Source organism: Pseudomonas abyssi, from assembly GCF_002307495.1.
GTDB classification, from domain to species: Bacteria; Pseudomonadota; Gammaproteobacteria; order Pseudomonadales; family Pseudomonadaceae; genus Halopseudomonas; species Halopseudomonas abyssi.
The window spans coordinates 110,757-131,921 of the sequence record NZ_NTMR01000012.1 but is presented as its reverse complement, the minus strand read 5'-3'; the positions used below and the strand labels follow the sequence as shown (position 1 = coordinate 131,921).

The 21,165-nt window shown below is 64.3% G+C and carries 14 protein-coding genes; 8 read left to right on the top strand and 6 right to left on the bottom strand.

Translation table 11 applies throughout. The features are described from left to right. Window positions 1–55: 55 nt before the first annotated feature. A complete protein-coding gene (locus CNQ84_RS11050; protein ID WP_096004927.1) occupies window positions 56–1,471 on the bottom strand; it encodes an acetyl-CoA carboxylase biotin carboxylase subunit in 1,416 nt (471 codons plus the stop codon). Between the two features lie 216 nt (window positions 1,472–1,687). Here CNQ84_RS11050 and CNQ84_RS11045 point away from each other — a divergent pair, with 216 nt between their 5' ends. Next, window positions 1,688–2,638, top strand: coding sequence for a LysR family transcriptional regulator (locus tag CNQ84_RS11045; protein ID WP_096004926.1), 951 nt, complete (start codon window positions 1,688–1,690; stop codon window positions 2,636–2,638). Here CNQ84_RS11045 and CNQ84_RS11040 read toward each other — a convergent pair. Further along, entirely contained in the window at window positions 2,632–2,838 is a 207-nt protein-coding gene (locus CNQ84_RS11040) for a PA3496 family putative envelope integrity protein (RefSeq protein ID WP_096004925.1), read from the bottom strand. The two genes, CNQ84_RS11045 and CNQ84_RS11040, sit on opposite strands and share 7 nt — an antisense overlap. 89 nt (window positions 2,839–2,927) lie before the next feature. On the opposite strand from CNQ84_RS11040, the gene CNQ84_RS11035 reads away from it, so the two are divergent. The 7 genes from CNQ84_RS11035 (at window position 2,928) to CNQ84_RS11005 (ending at window position 14,429) form a co-directional block, all read left to right on the top strand. Then, window positions 2,928–4,034: a sugar diacid recognition domain-containing protein gene (locus tag CNQ84_RS11035; protein WP_096004924.1), complete on the top strand. Its 1,107-nt coding sequence runs from the start codon at window positions 2,928–2,930 to the stop codon at window positions 4,032–4,034. 999 nt (window positions 4,035–5,033) lie between these two features. Further along, window positions 5,034–6,392, top strand: a complete 1,359-nt coding sequence (locus CNQ84_RS11030) for a GntP family permease (RefSeq protein ID WP_096004923.1) — start codon at window positions 5,034–5,036, stop codon at window positions 6,390–6,392. After that, the gene (locus tag CNQ84_RS11025; protein WP_096004922.1) at window positions 6,392–7,543 is read left to right on the top strand and encodes a glycerate kinase; all 1,152 of its coding nucleotides are present in this window, start codon (window positions 6,392–6,394) and stop codon (window positions 7,541–7,543) included. Before CNQ84_RS11030 ends, CNQ84_RS11025 begins: the two co-directional genes overlap by 1 nt. Before the next feature lie 205 nt (window positions 7,544–7,748). Continuing rightward, window positions 7,749–8,252 carry a sigma-70 family RNA polymerase sigma factor gene (locus CNQ84_RS11020; protein WP_425439963.1) on the top strand — a complete coding sequence of 168 codons (504 nt, stop codon included), beginning with the start codon at window positions 7,749–7,751 and terminating at the stop codon, window positions 8,250–8,252. After that, complete coding sequence (locus tag CNQ84_RS11015; protein ID WP_096004920.1) at window positions 8,249–9,211, top strand: FecR domain-containing protein; 963 nt, start codon at window positions 8,249–8,251, stop codon at window positions 9,209–9,211. Before CNQ84_RS11020 ends, CNQ84_RS11015 begins: the two co-directional genes overlap by 4 nt. Window positions 9,212–9,657: 446 nt before the next feature. After that, the gene (locus tag CNQ84_RS11010; protein ID WP_096004919.1) at window positions 9,658–12,117 is read left to right on the top strand and encodes a TonB-dependent siderophore receptor; all 2,460 of its coding nucleotides are present in this window, start codon (window positions 9,658–9,660) and stop codon (window positions 12,115–12,117) included. 116 nt (window positions 12,118–12,233) lie between these two features. Beyond that, entirely contained in the window at window positions 12,234–14,429 is a 2,196-nt protein-coding gene (locus CNQ84_RS11005) for a TonB-dependent siderophore receptor (protein ID WP_217350087.1), read from the top strand. A gap of 41 nt (window positions 14,430–14,470) precedes the next feature. Here CNQ84_RS11005 and CNQ84_RS11000 read toward each other — a convergent pair whose 3' ends face one another. From CNQ84_RS11000 to CNQ84_RS10985, 4 genes are read right to left on the bottom strand one after another with little or no spacing between them, the layout of a single operon-like run. Beyond that, window positions 14,471–14,773, bottom strand: coding sequence for a DUF2149 domain-containing protein (locus CNQ84_RS11000; protein WP_096004917.1), 303 nt, complete (start codon window positions 14,771–14,773; stop codon window positions 14,471–14,473). Then, window positions 14,773–15,276, bottom strand: a complete 504-nt coding sequence (locus tag CNQ84_RS10995) for a MotA/TolQ/ExbB proton channel family protein (protein ID WP_096004916.1) — start codon at window positions 15,274–15,276, stop codon at window positions 14,773–14,775. The genes CNQ84_RS11000 and CNQ84_RS10995 overlap by 1 nt, the downstream gene beginning before the upstream one ends. 1 nt (window position 15,277) lies before the next feature. After that, a complete protein-coding gene (cobN, locus tag CNQ84_RS10990) occupies window positions 15,278–19,183 on the bottom strand; it encodes a cobaltochelatase subunit CobN (RefSeq protein ID WP_096004915.1) in 3,906 nt (1,301 codons plus the stop codon). Continuing rightward, window positions 19,183–21,123 carry a TonB-dependent receptor domain-containing protein gene (locus tag CNQ84_RS10985; RefSeq protein WP_096004914.1) on the bottom strand — a complete coding sequence of 647 codons (1,941 nt, stop codon included), beginning with the start codon at window positions 21,121–21,123 and terminating at the stop codon, window positions 19,183–19,185. The genes cobN and CNQ84_RS10985 overlap by 1 nt, the downstream gene beginning before the upstream one ends. Window positions 21,124–21,165: the final 42 nt, after the last annotated feature.

The window sequence follows — 21,165 nt, the reverse complement described above, 5'->3', positions numbered from 1 at the left end:
GCCAAGCTGCAAGCGGTGTGTCTTGTCGCTTGCGGCTTGAAGCTTGCCGCTAGTGTCATAGTCCGGCGTGGGCGGCAATCGCGGCTGCGATGGCGAGCGCCAGCTCCTCGGGTTTGCGTTTGATCGAGTAGTTCAACAGCTCGGGGTGGGCTTCCACGAAGCTGGTGTTGAACACGCCGGAGCGGAACTCGGCATTACGCAGGATTTCCTGGTAGTACGGGGTCGTGGTCTTGACCCCCTGCAGGCGCATGTCGTCCAGCGCGCGCAGGCCACGGTCCAGCGCCTCTTCCCAGGTCATGGCCCAGACGATGAGCTTGAGACACATGGAGTCGAAGTTCGGCGGAATGGTGTAACCGGTGTAGATCGCGGTATCGACCCGCACGCCCGGACCGCCCGGTGCGTAGTAGCGGGTAACCTTGCCGAAGGAGGGGAAGAAGTTGTTCTTCGGGTCCTCGGCGTTGATCCGGAACTGGATGGCAAAGCCCTGGTGCTGGATGTCTTCCTGCTTGATCGACAGCGGCAGACCGGAGGCGATGCGGATCTGCTCGCGGACGATGTCGACGCCGGTGATCTGCTCGGTAATGGTGTGCTCGACCTGAACCCGGGTATTCATTTCCATGAAATACACTTCGTCGTCGGCCAGCAGGAACTCGACGGTGCCGGCGTTCTCGTAACCGACCGCCTGCGCGGCCTTGACCGCCAGATCACCGATGTAGGCGCGCTGTTCCGGGGTCAGCTGCGGGCTGGGCGCGATCTCGATCAGCTTCTGGTTGCGGCGCTGGATCGAGCAGTCACGCTCGAACAGGTGCACGGTGTTGCCGAAGCTGTCGGCGAGAATCTGCGCTTCGATGTGTTTCGGGTTGACGATGCACTTTTCGAGGAAGACTTCCGCGCTGCCGAAGGCCTTGGTGGCCTCGGAGATGACTCGCGGATAGGCCGATTCCAGCTCTTCGCGGTTGTTGCAGCGACGAATACCGCGACCACCGCCACCGGATGTGGCCTTGAGCATGACCGGGTAACCGACGCGCTCGGCTTCGCGCAGCGCCTCGTCGAGATCCGCCAGGTTGCCTTCGGTGCCGGGGGTGACCGGGACGCCGGCGGCGATCATGCTGCGACGCGCTTCGGTCTTGTCGCCCATGCGGGTAATGACCTCGGCGGCCGGGCCGATGAACTTGATGCCGCGCTCGGCGCAGATCTTCGCCAGCTCGGCATTCTCGGAGAGAAAACCGTAGCCCGGGTGCAGGGCATCACAGCCGGTTTCTACCGCCAGGTTGACCAGCTGGCGCGGGTTCAGATAACCCGCCAGCGGGTCGCTGCCGACGTTGTAGGATTCGTCCGCACGCTTGACGTGCAGGGCATAGCGGTCGGGATCGGTATAGACCGCAACCGAGGTAATGCCCATCTCCGCGCAAGCGCGGACGATGCGAACGGCAATCTCGCCCCGGTTGGCAATCAGAATTTTCTTGATCACGTACGCGTTCCTCGTGGTGGTGATCGAGTGGATGCGGTGAACATCTTGCGTGTCGGGGTGCGTGGCCCCGGGCAACACATTGCAAAATGTGTCCTGCATACCCTAAGGGGGCCGGCAGTATTCTGTGAAATGAATAATACTTGGCTTATCTATAAGTGATTGCTTATATATACTGCGATCATGCAAAGCCGCCCCGTCCATCAAGGCTAGACCATCATGCGCAAATCATTGCTGCGAATGACCCTGCGCCAGTTGCAGGTATTCCGCGCTGTCTGTGAGTCCCGCTCCTACAGCCGCGCGGCCGAAGCCATGGCGCTGACCCAGCCGGCGGTCAGTCTGCAGGTTCGCCAGTTGGAAGAGCAGGTGGGCTTGCCGCTGTTTGAATACGTCGGCCGCAAGCTTTATCTGACCGAGGCGGCGGAGTCGCTGCTGGCTGCATCCGCTGACATCTTTGATCGGCTGGACAGCCTCGACATGAACCTGTCGACGCTGGAAGGCAGCTTGCGTGGCGAGCTGAGGCTGTCGGCGGCGAGTAGCGCGCAGTATCTGCTGCCGCATCTGCTGGCCGCGTTTCGTGAGCGCTACCCGCAGGTCACCTTTCGTCTCGACGTGACCAGCCGGGCGCAGATTATCCAGCGCCTGGCAGACAACCTCGATGACTTGGTGATCATGGGTTTGGTGCCTGCCGATCGGGCGCTGGAGTTTTTTCCCTTCCTTAATAACCCGATTGTGGCAGTTGCCCGCCCGACCCATCCGCTGGCCAGGCAAACCCATATTCCGCTGGCTAGACTGGAAGAGGAAATGGTCCTGCTGCGCGAGGCCGGGTCGGGTATCCGCAAGGCCTGTGATGAGTTCTTGCAGCTCAAGCGTGTGCACCTGGGACAGACCATGCAACTGGGGTCGACCGAGGCATTGGTACAGGGCGCCATCGCCGGGCTGGGCGTCGCTCTGGTACCGGGGCACGCAGCGGCGGCGTGGATTCGGCGTGGTGAGCTGGTCTGCCTGAATATCAGCGAGCTGCCGCTGATGCGCAGCTGGTGCGCAGTGCATGCGCGAGGCAAGCGCCTGAGCCCGGTCGCAGAAGCGTTTTTGGCTTTTCTGCGCGAGGAAAAGGCGCTGATCCGTCAGTTGGCGGAACCCTTCGAACCCACCGTTGCCGATCAGTAGAGACGATGCGAACGATGAAAGTCGGTCTGACCAAGCAGTTCGGGAAAGTCACTGAAAGACGCCTGCAGCGCCTGACTTTCGCGGTAGTCTTCAATGGCGCGGCGATAGGCCATGCGCTTCTTGTCTTCCTGGCGGCGGCGTTCGCGGCGCTCGCTGGAAGCGGAGTGAGTGTCACCTGCAAAATCCGGATCAAAGGCCATGTTGGCGTCTCCCGAGTCGTGATGGGTGCGGTTTCACGGGGGCATGATGCGCTGCCCTGCATGACCGGGTGATGACACAGGAGTGAACTATGTTTGAACTGGACCGGCATTTGGCCCAGGACATTGTCGACCGGGCGATGGCGATCTTGCCCTACAACGTCAACGTGATGGATCGGCAGGGCGTGATCATTGGCAGTGGGGACGCCCAGCGCGTTGACTCTCTGCATGAAGGCGCCCAGCTGGTGCTCGCCAACCAGCGCGTGGTAGCGCTGGACGAACAGGCCGCAGCCTGCCTGCAGGGTGTCAAACCCGGCATCAACCTGCCGCTGCTGCACGCGGGGCGGCTGGTCGGTGTGCTGGGCATTACCGGCGACCCGGAACAGGTACGGCCCTTTGCCGAGCTGCTGCGCATGACCGCCGAGATGCTGGTCGAGCAGCGTGTGTTGCAGGCCGAGCAGCACTGGCGTGGTCAGCAGCAGGAGGCCTGGCTGGTCAACCTGCTGGAGCGGGGCTATCCGCTGGCCAGCTTGGAGGCCGACGCCGAACGTCTGCGCATGCGCTGGAAGTGGCCGTTGCAAGGCTGCCTGCTGTGTCTGGCCAGCGAAACCGATCACGAGTTGGCGCAGGGCCAGTTGATCAGCCAGATGCGTCTGCGCCATCCGCAGGACATCATCTTGCCGCTGGGCCTGCACGATGTGCTCTGGCTGCGCAGCGGCAAGGCCGAGACGGTGCGGCGCAGCTGGCTGGAGCAGGCCGATCAGCGCGGCTGGCCGGTCGGTCGTTTGTTGCTGGCCGAAGCGGTGGAGTCGCTGGCGGACCTGCGTGAAGCGACCGAGGCGCTGATCAACCTGCGTGATTACGCCCAGGAAATGCGTCTGTCCGAGCGGTTGGTCGGGTTGGGGGATTACCGTCTGGCGGTGCTGCTGCATCAGCAACAGGGCAGTTGGACCGTGCAACGTCTGCTGGCGCCGCTGCAGCCGCTGCGGCGGGCCGATGGCAATGGTCAACTGGTCGCCACCCTGCGCAGCTGGCTGCAGCATAACGGCCATACCCAGGCTTGCGCCGTCGCTTTGCAGGTGCATCGTAATACCTTGCGCTATCGGCTGGACCGGATTGCCGAGATTACTGGGCTGGATCTGGATCGGATGACGGATCGGATGCTGTTGAGTATTGGGTTGGCGTTGTTTCCGGAGTAGCTGGGCGGCGGCTGCCGCTCCGTTCTTACTTGAACACGCGCTCCGCGTTGGTTTTTTTGTGCTTAGTACGGGCTGTAGCACTGCCTGATTGTCCGCTTTTCGCCTTTTACGGCGAGCCAAGGGGGGCCGCTTGCCCGGCCCCCCTTAGCGATCCCCCGGGGCACCCGACTACGCGGCCCTGCGGGTTCGCTGCGTTGCTCGGGCTAACGGGGGCCGGCAGAACTCGTCGCTGCGCTCCTCAGACATGCTGCCGTCCTATTTCCCGCCAGCCCTGCGCTACTCGCCCGCGTAAACGGGGAGTTGATCCGTGCATCCATCATGTCTTGCCGACATAGACCTTATCGCTCCCAGGCTCTTGCGTGGAAGCGCCTGTCAGGATGCTCCTCGTCCGGGTCAGTGCTTTATGTCTGCTGATTTGTTCTGCGCCAGAAGCGGCTGTTAACGCACGCCTAATTATCGCGCTCTGGCAAACTGTCAAACACTTGGATGGTGGAGTGTGCACCGGGTATCGTCCCGTTTACGCGGGCGAGTAGCGCAGATTTATCGGGAAAAAGAGTCATAGGCTGTCTGAGGAGCGCAGCGACGAGTTTTATGACTCCCCGATAAATCGAGCAACGCAGCGAACCCGCAGGGCCGCGTAGTCGGGTGCCCCGGGGGATCGCTAAGGGGGGCCGGGCAAGCGGCCCCCCTTGGCTCGCCGTAAAAGGCGAAAAGCTGATTTGGCAGTCGCACTCATGCTGTAGCCGGTTCGCTGCGACTGATGGTTTCCAAGCTTTCGTGCGCGTGTCCTCCGACTGGTCCTGTTCTCCGCCACAGTTCCATAACCAGAGCGGATCCACCCAGTTTCAGGTTTATTGCTATTGGGCGAGCGAACAAGAATGCGTTGCTAATTCCCGTCTATTGTTGTGCCAGGGCATAAGGCTTTTGTCCCGCAGGCTGGGTGACAATGGCTGCTTTCTGGCTGCCCATTGCGGCAAACACAATAAAAAGGAGTTCAGCATGGGTCTGGTACTGATTCTGGTCGCCCTGATTGCCTTTATCGTTCTGGCGACTTCTCGTCTGAAGTTACACCCTTTTCTTGCCCTGTTGGCGGCGGCGCTGCTGGCCGGCTTTGCCTATCAGGTGCCGACCATGGAGATCGTCAAGACGATCACCGGTGGCTTTGGCGGTATTCTCGGTTACATCGGCATCGTTATTGCCCTGGGCACCATTATCGGTGTGATCCTTGAGCGCAGCGGCGCGGCGATCACCATGGCCGAGACGGTGATCAAGCTGCTAGGCGAGCGCTTCCCGACGCTGACCATGTCGATCATCGGCTATCTGGTGTCGATCCCGGTGTTCTGCGATTCGGGCTACGTCATCCTCAACTCGCTGAAAAATGCCCTGGCAGCGCGCATGAAGATTTCGGTGATCGCCATGAGCGTGGCCTTGGCGACCGGCCTCTATGCCTCCCACACCTTTGTGCCGCCGACCCCCGGCCCGATTGCCGCTGCCGGTAACCTGGGGCTGGAATCCAACCTGGGCCTGGTGATCCTGGTCGGTCTGGTGGTGTCTCTGGTAACCGCGGTCGCTGGCATGCTCTGGGCCAACCGCTTTATCGGCAAGGATATTCCGCTGGAGGACAACGGCGCCCAGGTGATGGATGCCGAGGACTATGAGCAGATTCGCGCCAAGTACGGCGTGCTGCCCAGCCCGGCCAAGGCGTTTGCGCCGATCTTCCTGCCGATTGGTTTGATCTGTCTGGGTACCCTGGCCAATCTGCCGGCCAAACCGGTTGGCGACGGCTTCCTGTATACCCTGCTGGCCTTCCTCGGTCAGCCGGTGGTGGCGCTGGCGGTGGGTCTGGCACTGGCCTGCACACTGTTGCGCTCGGACAACAAGCGGCAGGAGTTTCATGATCGCGTCGTTGAAGGTATACAGGCGGCCGCACCGATCCTGCTGATCACCGGTGCCGGTGGCGCTTTTGGCGCGATGCTCAAGGTCACGCCGCTGGGCGACTATCTCGGGGCGACCCTGTCGGCGCTGGGTATTGGTATCTTCATGCCCTTTATCGTCTCGGCCGCGCTGAAATCGGCGCAGGGCTCGACCACGGTGGCGCTGGTGACGACCTCGGCGCTGGTTGCACCGCTGCTGCCGGAGCTGGGGCTGGACAGCGAAATGGGCCGCGTGCTGTGCGTTATGGCCATCGGTGCCGGCGCGATGACTGTGTCCCACGCCAACGACAGCTTCTTCTGGGTGGTGACCCAGTTCAGTCGCATGAGCGTCAGCACCGCCTACCGTGCACAAACACTCGGCACCCTGATGCAGGGCATCGCCGGCATTATCACCGTCTGGCTGCTGAGTCTGGTATTGCTCTGATGAAACTGGTTATCGCCCCCGATTCGTTCAAGGAAAGCCTGAGTGCCCGCGCCGTTGCTGAAGCCATAGCAGCGGGCTGGGCACGCGTTTACCCCGATGCCGACCTGCTGCTGTGCCCGATGGCCGACGGCGGGGAGGGCACGGTTGATGCGTTGTTGAGTGCCACTGGGGGCACGCTGCAGCAGACCCGCGTCAGCGGGCCTCTGGGCGATCCGGTCGAGGCGCGCTGGGGGTTGCTGCAGGATGCCCAGGCGATCATCGAGATGGCCGAGGCCAGCGGCCTGCATCGGGTCGAGCCGGCGCGTCGCGATGTGCTGGCGGCCAGCAGTCATGGCACCGGCGAGCTGATACGCGCGGCGCTGGATGCCGGCGTGCGGCGTATCGTGCTGGGCCTTGGCGGCAGTGCCACCAACGATGGCGGCGCCGGCCTGCTCGCCGCTCTTGGGGTGCGCTTTCTGGATCGCGCAGGACAGGAACTGGCACTCGGTGGCGCGGCGCTAGCCAGCCTGAGCCAGATCGATCTGACAGGTCTGGATACCCGGCTGGCGCAAGTCGAGGTGATGGTTGCGGCGGATGTCGACAACCCGCTCTGCGGTCCGCGTGGCGCTTCGGCAGTATTTGGCCCGCAGAAGGGCGCGAGTCCGGCGCAGGTTGAACAGCTGGATGCTGCGCTGGCGCATTACGCTGACGTGATGGCGGCCACCCTGGGTGAGGATCTGCGCGATTACCCGGGCGTGGGCGCAGCGGGTGGTCTCGGCTTTGCCGCCCGCGCAGTGTTGCGTGCTGCCTTTCGGCCGGGCGTCGAGCTGGTCGCCGAGCTGTCCGGCCTGGCGGCGGCAGTCGAGGGTGCGGACCTGGTAATCACCGGCGAGGGCCGTCTGGATGGCCAGAGCCTGCACGGCAAGACCCCTGTCGGCGTGGCACGCATCGCCCGTGCCGCCGGCGTGCCGGTGATTGCGCTGGCTGGCAGTCTGGGTGAGGGCTATCAACGGCTCTACGCTGAAGGCATCGGCGCCGCCTTCAGTCTGGCACCGGGACCGCTCAGTCTTGAGCAGGCCATGCAGCAGGCCGCCGACCAGCTCAGTGCCCGCGCCGCCGACCTGGCGCGGCTCTGGCAGATTGCCGGTACAGCGGCGCTGCGCGCCCGCTGAGCCGCAGCGCCTGCGTTTACGCACATAGCGCTGTTCGGTGCAGCAATGGCCGGCGCTGTGTGGCCATGCGCTTCACGGACGCGACATGTGGTGGCCGAGCGGCCGAGAACCCAAGCCGATGATCTAATTCGCCGGTTCTCTGCCTCCGCGTTTTGCTTTAGGATGCGACTGATTCTTATCTGCAGCCGCCATCCTGGAGCCGTCGGTGCCCAATACCTCGCAACAACAACTGTCAGGCCTGTACAGCGACCATCACGGCTGGCTGCAGCGCTGGCTGCGCGCGCGCCTGGGTGATCGCGAGCAGGCGGCGGATATTGCTCAGGACACCTTTGTTCGCCTGCTGGTGAGCCAGCGGTTGCCCTCGGTTGGGGAGGGGCGGCGTTTTCTGCTGCAGATCGCCCGTCATCTGGTGGTCGATCACTGGCGGCGGCAGCGCATCGAGCAGGCCTACCTGGAGAGCCTCGCCCAGTTGCCGGCGCCTGAGACACCCTCGCCGGAAACCCGCATGCTGATCATCGAATCCCTCTTGCAGGTCGACGCCATGCTCGACGCCATGCCGGAGCGGGTCCGCAGCGCTTTTGTGATGTCACAGTTCGAGGGGCTCAGCTATGCGCAGATTGCCGCGCGGCTTGGTGTCAGTGTCAGCGCGGTGCAGAAGTATATGTTGCGTGCCATCGGCGCCTGTTATCAGGTGGTTTACGGTTCATGACAGCGTCCGCTGAGCGCCCCATTGCTGCCGCTGTGGTGGAGCAGGCCAGCTATTGGCTGATGTTGCAGTGGGACGGCGGCTTGAATGCCGAGCAGCGTCAGGCCCTGCAACATTGGCAGGAGGCCGACCCTGAGCACCGTCGCGCATGGACCCGGCTGCAGCACCTGCAAGGGACCCTGCAGATGGCGCCGCAGCAGACGGTGCGCCAGGTACTGTCGCGCCGTGGCCAGACCAGCCGCCGTGAGCTGATCAAGTTGCTCGGGTTGGCGCTGATGGTGGGTTCCACCGGCTACGTGGCGCAGCAAAGACTGCCCTGGCGTGAGGCGCTGGCCGATCAGCGCACGGCTCCCGGCGAGCGTCGGCAACTGCAGCTGCCGGATCAGAGCCTGCTGGACCTTAACTCCGACAGCGCCGTCAACATCCGCTTTGATCAGCACCAGCGGCGCATCCAGCTGGTCAGCGGCGAACTGCTGCTGACCAGTGTGCAGCGCAGCGTGCGTGACCCCAGGCCCCTGTTGGTGGAGACGGTCGCCGGTGAGCTCGAAGCGTTGGGCGCTCGCGTTGCCGTGCGCCAGCGCGAGGCTGTCAGTCAGCTGGATCTGTTCCAGGGCGAGCTGGACGTTCGCCCATGGGAGGCCACGCCGCTGCGCTTGTCCGCTGGCAGCGCATTGGCCTTTTCCGCCAGCGGGCCGCTGGCCAGCGGCAACGCAGACCTGCGTCGGGTAGCCTGGCAGCAGGGCAAGCTGATTGCCGAGCAGCAACCCATCGGCGACTTCCTCGCTGAACTCGCTCGCCATCGCCGCGGCGTGATCCACTGCGACCCCGACGTCGCCGCGCTCCCGCTCAGCGGGGTATTCCCCCTGGCCGACACCGACCGTGTGCTCGCTACGCTGACCGACATACTGCCGGTACGCATTCATTACTACACCCGTTATTGGGTGCGGGTGACGGCTGTTTGAGCGTTTTTTGGGGTGTTTCTTCGTTTGACCCCGACGGTCAAGCGTGCACGTGGTTTCGTCCCGTTTACGCGGGCGAGTAGCGCAGATTATTCGGGAGAAAGAGGCGCAGCATGTCTGAGGAGCGTAGCGACGAGTTCTGCGACTCCCCGATTAATCGAGCAACGCAGCGAACCCGAAGGGCCGCGTAGTCGGGTGCCCCGGGGGATCGCTAAGGGGGGCCGGGCAAGCGGCCCCTCTTGGCTCGCCGTGAAAGGCGAAATGCGGGCTATCCAGCGGCACATGAGCGAAAAACACACCACCACAACCGGGCGCAGAGCGTCCTTACCGGCGCTCCCACGCAGGATCTTGGGAGCGATCAGAGCAAAAAAATCACCTCGCGCCTTGTCGGATTGGCGATCTCGTTCGGGATATCCGGTGATATCTGCCAACTACAAGGAGTCACCCCCATGCCAACCCGCTTGTTCACCGCCCGCACGCCGCTGGCGCAAGCCCTGCGCTGCGCTCTGTTCGGCGGCCTGCTGGCCGGTCCGGCACTGCTGCTGGCGTCGCCGGCCGTGGCGCAAACACCGGCGGCCGTCAGTGCCGAGCTGCACAGTTTCAATATCGCTGCCGGCCCGCTGGACCGCGCGCTCAGCCAGTTTGCCGACCAGCTCAATCTGCTATTCGCTGCCGATGCCCGGTTGACCGCCGGCAAGACCAGCCCCGGCCTGCGCGGCCAGTACAGCCAGCAGCAGGGTCTGCAGCAACTGCTGCAAGGTAGTGGCCTGAGCGCACAGACTCGGGCCGACGGCCGGGTGGTGCTACTGCCGTTGCCGGAGGCGGGGGCGGACCTGCAGCTGAGCCCGATCACCGTGACCGGCCAGCAGTTGTCTGCGACCACAGAAGGCACCGGGTCCTACACCACCGGCTCGACCAGCACCGCGACCAAACTGCCGCTGTCGATCCGCGAAACGCCGCAGGCGGTCAGCGTGCTGACCCGGCAGCAGATCGACGATCTCAATCTCACCACCCTGGACGACGCGGTGCAGAATATTACCGGTCTGACCATGCAGAAGGGGTACTACACGGGTGACTCCGGCAGCTTTATGGCGCGTGGCTTTCCGGTCTCCAGCATCCTGCTGGACGGCCTGCCGACCAGCACCGGCGCCAACGGCACCTTCAATGCCGACAACGATGCACTGGAGATCTACGACCGGGTCGAGGTAGTCCGGGGCGCAACCGGCCTGACCACCGGCGCCGGTACACCGTCGGCGGCGATCAATCTGGTGCGTAAACGCCCGACCGCCGATCCGCAGGCCAGCATCACCGTCAGCGCCGGCAGCTGGGACAACTACCGCAGCGTGCTCGACGCCGCTGGCCCGCTCACCGACGGCGGCGTTGTTCGGGGTCGCACCGTGGTCAGCTGGCAGGATGCCCAGCGTTTTTACGACTACGCGCGCGACCGCAATCATCAGTTTTACGGCATTCTCGAAGCGGACCTGACCCCCGATACCCTTGCCTCCATCGGCTTTCATTACCGCAAGGTCGATAACGACGGCATTCTGGCCAGCCAGCCGACCAATACCGATGGCAGCTTCCTGGAGGGGCTGAGCCGCTCCATCAACCTGATCAATGAGTTCGACTATTGGCGGCAGACCGACAAGACCCTGTTTGCCGACCTGACCCAGCACCTCGCAGGTGGCTGGCAACTGAAGGCCGCGGCCGTCTGGAAACGTCCCGAGCAGGATATGCTGTTTACCGGCCTGAACCGCACCGCCGGTGTGTTGCGCCAGAGCTCCCAGCGCTATCGACTGGACAACAAGCAGGACAGCTATGACCTGTCTTTGACCGGCCCATACCGCCTGTTCGGTCGCGAGCACGAGCTGGTGCTGGGCGCCAGCTACCAGCAGCGGGAGAACCGCAACTGGGGTGGTTGGGCGGCCTACAGCTGGACCGCCGCTGCACCCGCCGCGGACCCTTACAACTGGGATGCCTCGGCGGTGCCGCGCCCGCCTATCGACATGAGTCTGTGGACCCATGCTTTCGACGATCAGCAAAAGGCGGTCTACGCTGCCACCCGTCTGCAGTTGGCCGATCCGCTGACCCTGATACTGGGCACGCGGGTGACCTGGTATGAGCGTGAACTACTGACCGGCAGTGGTGATACGCTGAAGATCAACGCTGAGGCCGTACCCTATGCCGGGTTGGTTTTTGACCTGGATGACAACCACTCGGTGTATGCCAGCTGGACCGAGATCTTTGAACCGCAGACGGTCACGGATCAATATGGCGATTTTCTTGAGCCGATCACCGGCACCAACTACGAGCTGGGGATCAAGGGCGAGTACTTTGATGGTCAGCTCAACGCCAGTCTCGCGACCTTCCTGATCAAACAGCAGAACCGGGCGGTCTCCGACCTCGCCGGTCCCAACCCCTGTCCGGGCAGCTGGGGCTACTGTTCTCGCGCGGCGGGTGAAGTGGAAAGCCAGGGTGTCGAGATGGAAATCAGCGGCGCGCTGACCGCCAACTGGCAGTTGACGGCCGGCTATGCCTTCATCGATGCCGAGTTCAGCAAGGATACCGACCCGGCCAACGTAGGCGAGCCCTATGACACGGACATTCCGCGTCATCAGTTCAAGCTCACCAGCAGCCACCAGCTGACCGGTACCCTGCAGCGCTGGCGCGTCGGTGGCAGCCTGTATGCGCAAAGCGACATCCAGGCCAGCGACGACAGTCGTATTCAGCAGCCCGGCTATGCCACCGTTGGCTTGCACGCGGCCTATCGGCCGACCGAGCAGACCGAGGTGCGGCTGAACGTCAATAACCTGTTGGACCGCGAGTACTATCAGAGCCTTGGCTGGACCGAGGGCGGTAACAGCTTCGGCGCACCGCGCAACTATATGCTGAGCCTGCGCTATCAACTGTAGTGCCTCCGGGGCAGGGCGGCAGACTCTGTCCCGGTCTTTCTTGTGTGTTGTTGAGAGTTGTTTTTATTTAGATTAGCATCCGTCGCCTCATTCCTATGGAAAAGGAGGTTCCCGACGTGTCTCGTTTACCCCAGCAAACCCCGCACCGTTTTCCCCGCTCGCTGCTGAGCATTAGCTTGAGTCTCGCCGCCGTGCACGCCGCGCCGGTCTGGTCCCAGGAGTCGGCCGTCCCGGCGGAAGAGGAGCGAATTCAGCTTGAAGCGGTCACTGTGACCGCCGAATCCGCGGGCGCATCGCCGGTGACCGAAGGCACCGGCTCCTACACCACCGAGGCCACTCGGACCGCCACCCGTCTTACTCTGGCACCGCGCGAGACACCGCAGTCAGTCTCGGTGATCACCCGTCAGGTGATGGACGACTTCGCGGTGGAGTCGATTACCGACGTGGTCAACATGACCACCGGGGTCTCCAGCAAGGCGTTCGACAGCTCGCGCAACGGCTTCTCTGCCCGGGGCTTTGACATCACCAATCTGATGATCGACGGCGTGCCGACCACCTGGAGCGCCGGCTGGGCTGCGGGCGAGACGCAGATGGACACCTTGCTGTATGACCGCGTGGAAGTGGTGCGCGGCGCCACCGGGCTGGTGACCGGCGCAGGCAACCCGTCGGCCGCGATCAACATGGTGCGCAAACGCGCTGACAGTGTGCAGCCGCGCGGGTTTGTCAGCGGGCAGGTGGGCTCCTGGGATCGCTATCAGGGCACAGTGGACCTGTCCGGTGCCCTGCACGACAGCGGCAAAATCCGCGGCCGTGTGGTTGGCAGTTATCTGGAAGAAGGCTCCTATATCGATCTGGCGGAGAATGAGAAACAAGTCCTGCTGGGCACCCTGGGTATCGACCTGACCGATAGCACGCTGCTGAATCTGGGCGCCAGCTACCAGGAGAACAGTCCGACCGCGTCTATGTGGGGTGGCTTGCCGACCTGGTTCAGCGATGGCACGCGCACCGACTGGAGCTCCTCCAAGACCACCGCCCCGGAGTGGGCCGAGTGGGCCTCCACGCAGACCACCTACTACGCCAACCTGGAGCATACCTTTGACTCTGGTGTGCGCCTGTACGGGGCTTACAGCCGGGCGACCAACGAGGCGGATCTGCGCTTGCTGTACCTGTCCGGCGCGCCGGACAAGACCACAGGTCTGGGCATGAGTGCCAGCCCTACCTGGTACGACGTCAGCCGCGAGCAGGACACCCTCGACCTGTCCGCCACCATTCCGTTCTACTTTGCCGGTCAGGATCACGAGGTGGTAATCGGCTCCATGTACAGCCAGCAGGAGCTGGTTACCGATCGCCGCGCGCCGCTGACGCGTCCGCCGGTGGGTAACTATTTCGAGTGGGATGGCTCCTATCCCGAGCCAGAGTGGGGGCCGTCTGCGGTGTACACCACCCAGGACACCGACGAGCTGGGCGCCTACGCCGTGGCACGCCTGCGGCTGGCCGATCCGCTGCAGCTGATTATTGGTAGCCGCATCAGCAACTGGGAGACCAGCGGCATGAAGTGGGACGGTTCGACCTATAAGTTCGAGCACGAGCATGAAATCACGCCCTATGCCGGCCTGATCTACGACATCAATGATCAGTACTCCACCTATGTGAGCTACTCCGAGATCTTCAACCCGCAGGACTACCAGGACCGCAATGGCGATTATCTGGACCCGCTGGAAGGTCAGAATTATGAGGCCGGTATCAAGGCCGAGTATTTTGGCGGGCGCCTGAATGCCTCGCTGGCGGTATTCCGCATCGAGCAGGACAACCTGGCGCAACCGGACATCGGCCAGGTGGTGCCGGGTGGTATAGCCCAGGCGTATTACGCGGCGCAGGGCACGACCAGCGATGGTTACGAGATTGAAGTGTCCGGGGCCTTGACCGAGAACTGGAATCTGCTGGTGGGCTGGGCGCAGTTCAGTGCCGAGGACGCCGATGGGGAGAAGGTCAATACGCGTTACCCACGGCGCAGCGCAAACCTGTTCACCACCTACCGTATGGGGCGTCTGACCCTGGGCGGCGGGGTGAACTGGGAAGACGGCAACTACACTATCGCGACCAACCCGCTGGGCCAGCGCGACAAGCTGGAGCAGAGCTCCTACGCACTGGTCAACGTCATGGCACGCTACGCGCTCAGCGATGAACTCAGTCTGCAGCTGAACGTGGATAACCTGCTGGACAAGAAGTACTACAGCCAGATCGGCTTCTACCAGCAACATGCCTTTGGTGAGCCGCGCAACGGCAAGCTCGAGCTGCGCTACAGCTTCTGAGTGTGTGCAGCGGCGCCAGCTGGCGCCGCTGCTGCCTACCCCTACTCCGGCACGTAGATCATGCGTCCGTCATCCAGCCGGTAGGTCACACCGGCGCGGGCGCCCTGGCCTTCGCCCATCTCCCCGCTGGACTCGTAGCGGGTCAGCTCCTGGCCGTCCTTGACGGTAATGCGCATGTTGTCCTCCCCCGGATTTTCCACCACGACCACCCGCTCCTCGGAGAAGGGGTTGAGCGGATTCTGTGCGATCACCACCATCAGCATGCCGATGATGACCAGAAACAGGTCGATCAGGTTGACTACCGAGAGCATCGGATCGTCGTCATCTTCGTCCAGAAAACGCATCAGCTGGCCTCTGCGCGAGCGCGTTGTTGTTCCAGTTGGCGCAGGTCTTCCAGCAACCAGCGACGGCGTACGGTGAGCATGAAGTAGCAGAGGCTGGCGGCCAGCAGGGCGAGGATCACCGCCGAGAAGGCCGCGACCATGTTGCGGCCGACCGCCTGCGCATCATTGTTACCCAGCGCGAGCAGTGCCGGCCCCATGGGAATCATGGTGGCGATCAGCCCGAGCATGGGAGCGGTCCGCGATACCACGCGCAGCCACTCCAGCCGGCGCATGATCCACAGTTCCAGATCATCGCTGGCTACCGGCGAGCCATCGGCGGCAGTCGCCTGTTGCAGCAGCGCAGCCTGGTGACGGTTACGGCTGCGTTGCCAGGCCTCCACGGCAAAGGCGCCGAGGGTGACCAGCGCATAGGCCAGCGCCAGGGCAATCAGCAGCATCACCGGGGCGAGAAACAGGCGGGATACGGCGTATAACAGGTGTTCAATGTCGTTAAAAAAGCTCATATCACTCAGTCTTGTCAGGGTTGTGGAAGGTACGCGAGCGCCGCGCCTGCTGTAGCGCGCCGCCGCCGATCAACAGCAGCATGAGCGCCAGCGCCCAGTAGGCGGTGTAGTCCGGTTCGGATTTTTCGCCGACGGCTTCGAGCACCTGGCCCTGCACCGGCTGAGTCGCTGCAGGTTCGCTGGCGGCATCGAGCTGCTCGGGCATCTCGGGCCGTGCTGCCGACGGCTCGCTGCTGGCTGGCGCCTCGAAGCCGGCGCCGCGCGCCAGCTCGGCGATAAAGGCGCTGGTTACCGGGTTGCCGGGTGCTACGTCAAACTCGTCCTGCAGCTGCTGCCAGCGCTCGGCCAGCTGCGCGCGGGTCTGCTCGGAGGCGTCCCAGTAGTCCTTGCGAATGGCCTCGGCCATGCGTTCCAGCATTTGCGCCTGGGCGGTGGGGTTGTGCTGCTCGAACCATTCTTGGGTGCCCAGCTCCTGACTGTCGTTGACGTAGGTGTCGAACAGCGCCTGCCATTGATCGTCGCGCACGGTCGACGGGTCCACTGCCTGCCAGCCAAACAGATTGTTGGTGACCTTCAGCACTTCCAGCGTGCCGGCATAGCCCTCGGCTTGCATGCCTTCGATCCACTGCGGGTTGAGATAACGCACGCGCAGCTCATCGGCGAGGAAACGGTCCAGACCGGTGGTGCGGGTCTCGCTGCTGCGCAGGTCAGAGATCAGCAGTTGCGGCGCGGCGCCATCGAGGTGACGCACGGCAGCCGACAAGCCGCCGAGAAACTCGAACGGGTGGTCGGTGGACAGCACGCCATGCAGGTTGGAGGAGCGTGACATGATGGCCGCCTGGGTGCCGCGCAGTTGCGAGGCCAGCAAATTGATGTTGCCACTGGCCTCGCCCCATTGCCGATTGCCAAAGGCGTAGCCGTTGCTGGCGAGGAACTGCTCGGCCAGCACGGCATCGTCATCCCACTCGGTCGAGGCCATGGTCAGATCAGGCACGCCGGTGCCGTATTCGCCGGGGGCGTTGCCAAAAATGCGGTAGCCGGCGGCTTCAGCGGCCTGTTCGGCGCTCATGCCCTGGGCCTGGAGCTCGGTGGCGATACGGCGGTTGTTGGCGGCAATCGGGTTGCCGGGTTCATCCAGCTCGGCCAGCCGGGCGATGGCATCGTCCAGCAGGCGCATGAAGTGGTCAAACTGGTCGCGGTAGACGCCGGTGACCTGTACCACCACATCGCTGCGCGGGTGGCCCAGCTCGCTGGCCGGGATGATCTCCAGCGCGGTGACCCGGCCACCGTCATCCCAGATCGGCCGCAGCCCCAGCGCGTGCAGCACCTGGGCTTCGGTCACGCCGAGGTGGCGGATGGCCTCCGATGACCAGAGGCTGAAGGCCAGCTTCTCTGGCCAGGCGCCGTCGTGTTCAGCGCGGAAGGCGTCGACCAGCTGCTGGTAGGCGACAGCGCCGCTGTCCCAGGCGGCGCGGGCCGGAATCTTGTCGGCCTCGAAGGCATAGAGGTTGCGGCCGCTGGGCACATCCGGGTTGCGGATCGGGTCGCCGCCCGAGCCCGGCGCGACAAAGCGACCGGCCAGCCCGGCCAGCAGCGCCTCATTCTCGCCGGTATTGCGCAATTGCCGGTCCAGCTGGCGCGCGCGTTCGGCAAAGGCGGCGACCTCGGGAGGCAGGTCAGTGCTCGCCTGTTCATCCAGCAGCTGCTCGACCGCGCGGTAGGCCGGGGTGGCGGTGAGCGCCTCGTGCTCGACCGCAAACAGCTCCAGCCGATCGGTACCCAGTGCCGCATAGAAGGGCGCGCCCAACTGCTGCATCAGGGTAATCATGCGGTGTTCGGTGCTGGCCGGTTGACCGAAGGTATGCAGCCCGAGGGGCATGGCGGTGCGCGCCAGCTCGTGCAGATGATCGTGCAGGGCCTGCAGAAAGCCGTCGAAATCGGCGGCGATTTGTTCCTCGCTCCAGCCGAGATCGGCGTGCATGTTGGCTTCGATGGCGCTGGTGCGGATCTGCTCGCGCACGGTGTCCCGCACCTGACCCTCATCCAGCTGTTCGTGCTCGTGGATCAGGTGGTGCAGGTCGCGCATCTGGTCATACAGGCCGGCCGGGGCAAAGGGCGGGGTCTGGTGGCTGATGGTCACAGCGCGGCCGCGGCGCTTGGCCTGGATGGCTTCACCGACGTTGTCCTGAATGTAGGGGTAGAAGATCGGCAGATCACCCGCCGCCAGCCAGGGATAGTCATCCGCTGCCAGGCCGCGGTCCTTGCCCGGCAGCCACTCCTGGGTGCCGTGGGTGCCCAGATGGATCAGCGCATCCGTGCCGGCGCGGGTTTGCAGGTAGCGGTAGGCGGCCAGATAGCGGTGATCCGGGGTGCTGTCCTGGCTGTGATAGTTGCCGGGTTCGCCGCCACGCGGCATTTGCGGCATCAGCAGCAGCTGGCCCAGCTGCCAGGCCGGTAGGATAAATGCCGGTTCGCCGTTCACTTCGCGCACGGCCGGGTGCTGCTCGGGCGGGCCTTGCGCGGCCAGTGCCTGCTGGCGCCGGGCGGGCAGGCTGTCCAGCCAGGTTTGGTAGTCAGCAACCGGGTAGCTGACGGCCAGCCCCTCGGCCAGCAGCTGCTCGGGGGTGACACTGCCGTACAGGGCGCCGAGCAGGCGTTGGGCATGCTCGATCACCTGTTGCTCGCTGACCGGCTCGCCTACCTGATACCCCTCGGCCCGCAGCGCCCGCTGGGTCGAGACGATGCTGCGCGGCACATTGAGGTTGGAGGCGCCGAGGTTCTTCTCCCCGGACGGGTAGTTCCAGAACAGCAGCGCCAGCCGTTTGTCCGCCGCCGGGGTGTGGCGCAGGGCAACCAGCCGCTGCAGTTTGGCGATCAGGGCATCGGCCTGCGCGGGCAGCAAATCGTCGACGCCCTCGGTGGTGGCCGACAGCACCAGCGGATCACTGACGCCCCAGCCTTCAGGCCCGGCCAGAAACACCGCCGTGGTGCGCGCAGCGACACCGCTGACCGCGCCAGGCCAGTCGGCTGCTTCGCCCTCGCGAAAACGCAGGGTCTGGATCACCGGCACGTCGAGGGCGAGAAAGTCGGCGCTGCGCGCCGAGCTGTTCTGCATATGGGTCAGGTTGACCAGTGCGTCGATCGACTGGCCGGCGAACAATTCGGTCAGGCCGCCCTCGGCGTTGCCGTCGAACCAGAACATCACCGGCTGAAGACCGGCGGCCTCGCTGCGGCTGACCAGCTCATCCAGCTCGCGGGTCAGCATATCGCCGACCATGCCCGAGTGGATCAGATAAGCGATGCGTCCCCTGGCATTGGGAAGCCGCTGATCAGCCCAGACAAGATAGTCGGCCAGGGTGCTGAACAGCGCGGGTGCCTGCGGGTGATAAAACCCGGTAGCCGGCAGCTGCTCGGGCGGGGCAAGTAACTCAGGCGTGACCGGCGCGCCGCGTTGAATGGCGGCAGCCAGGGCAAAGAAGCGGCTGAAGTTGGGCTGCCCGCCGGCGGCATAGAGCGCCACCAGCGGGCCAGCCACGCTGGGCGGCAGCTGATCCCAGAGTGGACGGCCACCGCCGATGGTCAGCTGTGGCGGCAGGTCTTGCCGGGCTTCAAGTGCCCGACTGACTTGTGCACGGTCACTGGGGCGAGGCACGTCCAGAACCACCAGCGCACTGTTCTCCAGCGCCTGTTGCAGCGCCTCGCTGTCTGCGCTCTCGACGTTCAGGTGCTGCAGCGCGATATCGCGCTGCGCCGCCAGAGGTTGCAGCCACTGGAATTTCTCGCTGGAGACAAAGCTGTTGTGCAACACCAGCACGCTGGCGCCCGGTGTCTGCGCTTGTGTCATGCACGCGGCCAGCAGCCACAGCAGCGCGCAGAGGCTGCTGCGGACACCACGATTGAAGTGCATCAGAAGCTGACCGTCAGGCCGACGAAGTAACGGCGGCCGGGATCAACGCGGTCATAGTCGTCCGGGTCGTCGTTGGCCAGACGCTCGTTGCCGATATTCTCGATGCCGGTGTGCAGGCTCAGATTGCGGGTCACGGCGTAGTCCAGATACCAGTTGACCAGGGTGTAGCCGGGGCTGTCCGGTTCGGTTGCCGAGCGCAACTGCGAGCTGTGGTACTCAGCCTGCAGGCGGGTACCGAGCGCCGGGGTCAGATCCCAGTTGACGCTGGCGTTGGCACGGTGGCGCGAGCGGTCAGCCAGACGTTCCTTGGTGACCCGGTTTTCGGCGTCCAGATAGGTGTAGTTGGCGCTCAGACTCAACGGGTCGAGCAGGGTGATGCGACCACTCAGTTCTAGGCCCTGCAGACGTGCTTCGGCGATGTTGTCGTACTCCAGGCAGACGCGGCCGGGCACGTCGCAGGTAGGCAGACGGATGGTTTCGATCAGGTTGTCGACATCGTTGCGGAACAAGGTGGCGGCGACCATCCAGCGGCCCTGGTCCAGCTCGGCGCCCAGCTCGAAGGACTGGTTGGTTTCCGGCTCCAACTCGGGGTTGCCACGAATGATGCCGCGCCCACCCATGGCCGCGCGCGACTCGTACTCGGGCGACAGCTGCTTCAGCGTCGGCGCCTTGAAGCCGTGGCCCACGCCGGCGCGCAGGGTCAGGGCATCGCTGGGGTGGTACATCAGATAGCCGCGCGGGCTGGTCTCCCAACCAAAGTCCTCGTGGCGGTCGACGCGCGCGCCGAGCACCAGCTCCCACTGCTCGTTGAACCAGATTTCATCCTGGGCGAAGGCGGCGTAGTGGTCCTGTTCGGCCTTGCCGCCCCGGTTGACGGTGGGGTCTTCGAGTTCCTCGCGGCGGGTTTCTGCGCCCAGGGTGAGCAGATGGTGCTCGCCCAGCGGCAGGCCGACACGGCCATCCAGCACGGTATCGGTGAAGGTGTTGGGGCCGCTGGCGTCGCCGCCGTCGCTGCGGTAAGCCTTGCGCTCCAGCTCAGAGCGATACAGGCGCACCTGACTGTCGCCCCAGCCCCAATCGCCGTTGTGCGACAGCGAGTAGCGCCGACGGTCGACGTCGTAGTGGGTCTGGTACAGCGGGCTGGCAGTGGAGCTGCGGTCGCCGTCCTGCTCCTCGTTGCCGGCGTCGACCGAGAGGTCGATGCGCTGATTGTCCAGCGGCGTCCAGCTCAGGCCGAGGTGCCCGGTGCGCGCGTCCTGCTCATCCAGCTGGCTGAGCGCCGGGTTGGCGGCATCATGCAGGGCGTCGCGCTGGCGAAACTCGCCCCACAGGTTGAGCCCCAGTGTGCCATCGACCAGCGGGCCGCCCAAATAGAAACCGGTCTTGCGCTGGTCGCCATCCAGGCTGCTGTCGGTAAAGGTGGCGTTGCTGCTGAGCGAGCCCTGCCATTCATCGGTGGCGGCGCGGGTGATCACGTTGACCACGCCGCCAAGGGCTTCGGAGCCATACAGCGAGGACATCGGCCCGCGCACGATCTCGACTCGTTCGATGGCTTCGGTGGGCACCCAGCCCAGTTCAAAGTCCGAATGAGCAATACCCGAGGCCGAGGCGTTGATGCGTTGGCCGTCGACCAGCATCAGGGTTTGTTCGGAGTCCATGCCGCGGATGGAGATGCCACGGCGACCGAGGCCCAGGTCCTGCAAATCGACACCGACGGTATTGCGCACCGCGTCGGCCAGGTCATTGACCGGTCGGCGGCGCAGCTCATCACCGCCCACCACGCTGACACTGGCCGGCGCATCGGCGGTGCTGCGCTCGGTGGTGGTGGCGGTGACCACCATGGTCGGAAGGTTGGTTGTGGCGGGCGCTGCCCAGGCGTTGCTCCCCAGCAACGCGAGCGCGAGCAGGCCGCCGCTGGCGGCTTCAATTCTGTGTTTCATGGTTGGTCCTTGCGATGATTCTGCGACGGCCTGCGCTGCAGG

Bases quoted from the DNA above. Each gene is read 5' to 3' on its own strand.
- cobN (WP_096004915.1), bottom strand. From the start codon at position 19,183: ATGCACTTCAATCGTGGTGTCCGCAGCAGCCTCTGCGCGCTGCTGTGG.
- CNQ84_RS11030 (WP_096004923.1), top strand. From the start codon at position 5,034: ATGGGTCTGGTACTGATTCTGGTCGCCCTGATTGCCTTTATCGTTCTG.
- CNQ84_RS10985 (WP_096004914.1), bottom strand. From the start codon at position 21,123: ATGAAACACAGAATTGAAGCCGCCAGCGGCGGCCTGCTCGCGCTCGCG.
- CNQ84_RS11025 (WP_096004922.1), top strand. From the start codon at position 6,392: ATGAAACTGGTTATCGCCCCCGATTCGTTCAAGGAAAGCCTGAGTGCC.
- CNQ84_RS11035 (WP_096004924.1), top strand. From the start codon at position 2,928: ATGTTTGAACTGGACCGGCATTTGGCCCAGGACATTGTCGACCGGGCG.
- CNQ84_RS10995 (WP_096004916.1), bottom strand. From the start codon at position 15,276: ATGAGCTTTTTTAACGACATTGAACACCTGTTATACGCCGTATCCCGC.
- CNQ84_RS11000 (WP_096004917.1), bottom strand. From the start codon at position 14,773: ATGCGTTTTCTGGACGAAGATGACGACGATCCGATGCTCTCGGTAGTC.
- CNQ84_RS11015 (WP_096004920.1), top strand. From the start codon at position 8,249: ATGACAGCGTCCGCTGAGCGCCCCATTGCTGCCGCTGTGGTGGAGCAG.
- CNQ84_RS11045 (WP_096004926.1), top strand. From the start codon at position 1,688: ATGCGCAAATCATTGCTGCGAATGACCCTGCGCCAGTTGCAGGTATTC.
- CNQ84_RS11010 (WP_096004919.1), top strand. From the start codon at position 9,658: ATGCCAACCCGCTTGTTCACCGCCCGCACGCCGCTGGCGCAAGCCCTG.
- CNQ84_RS11040 (WP_096004925.1), bottom strand. From the start codon at position 2,838: ATGGCCTTTGATCCGGATTTTGCAGGTGACACTCACTCCGCTTCCAGC.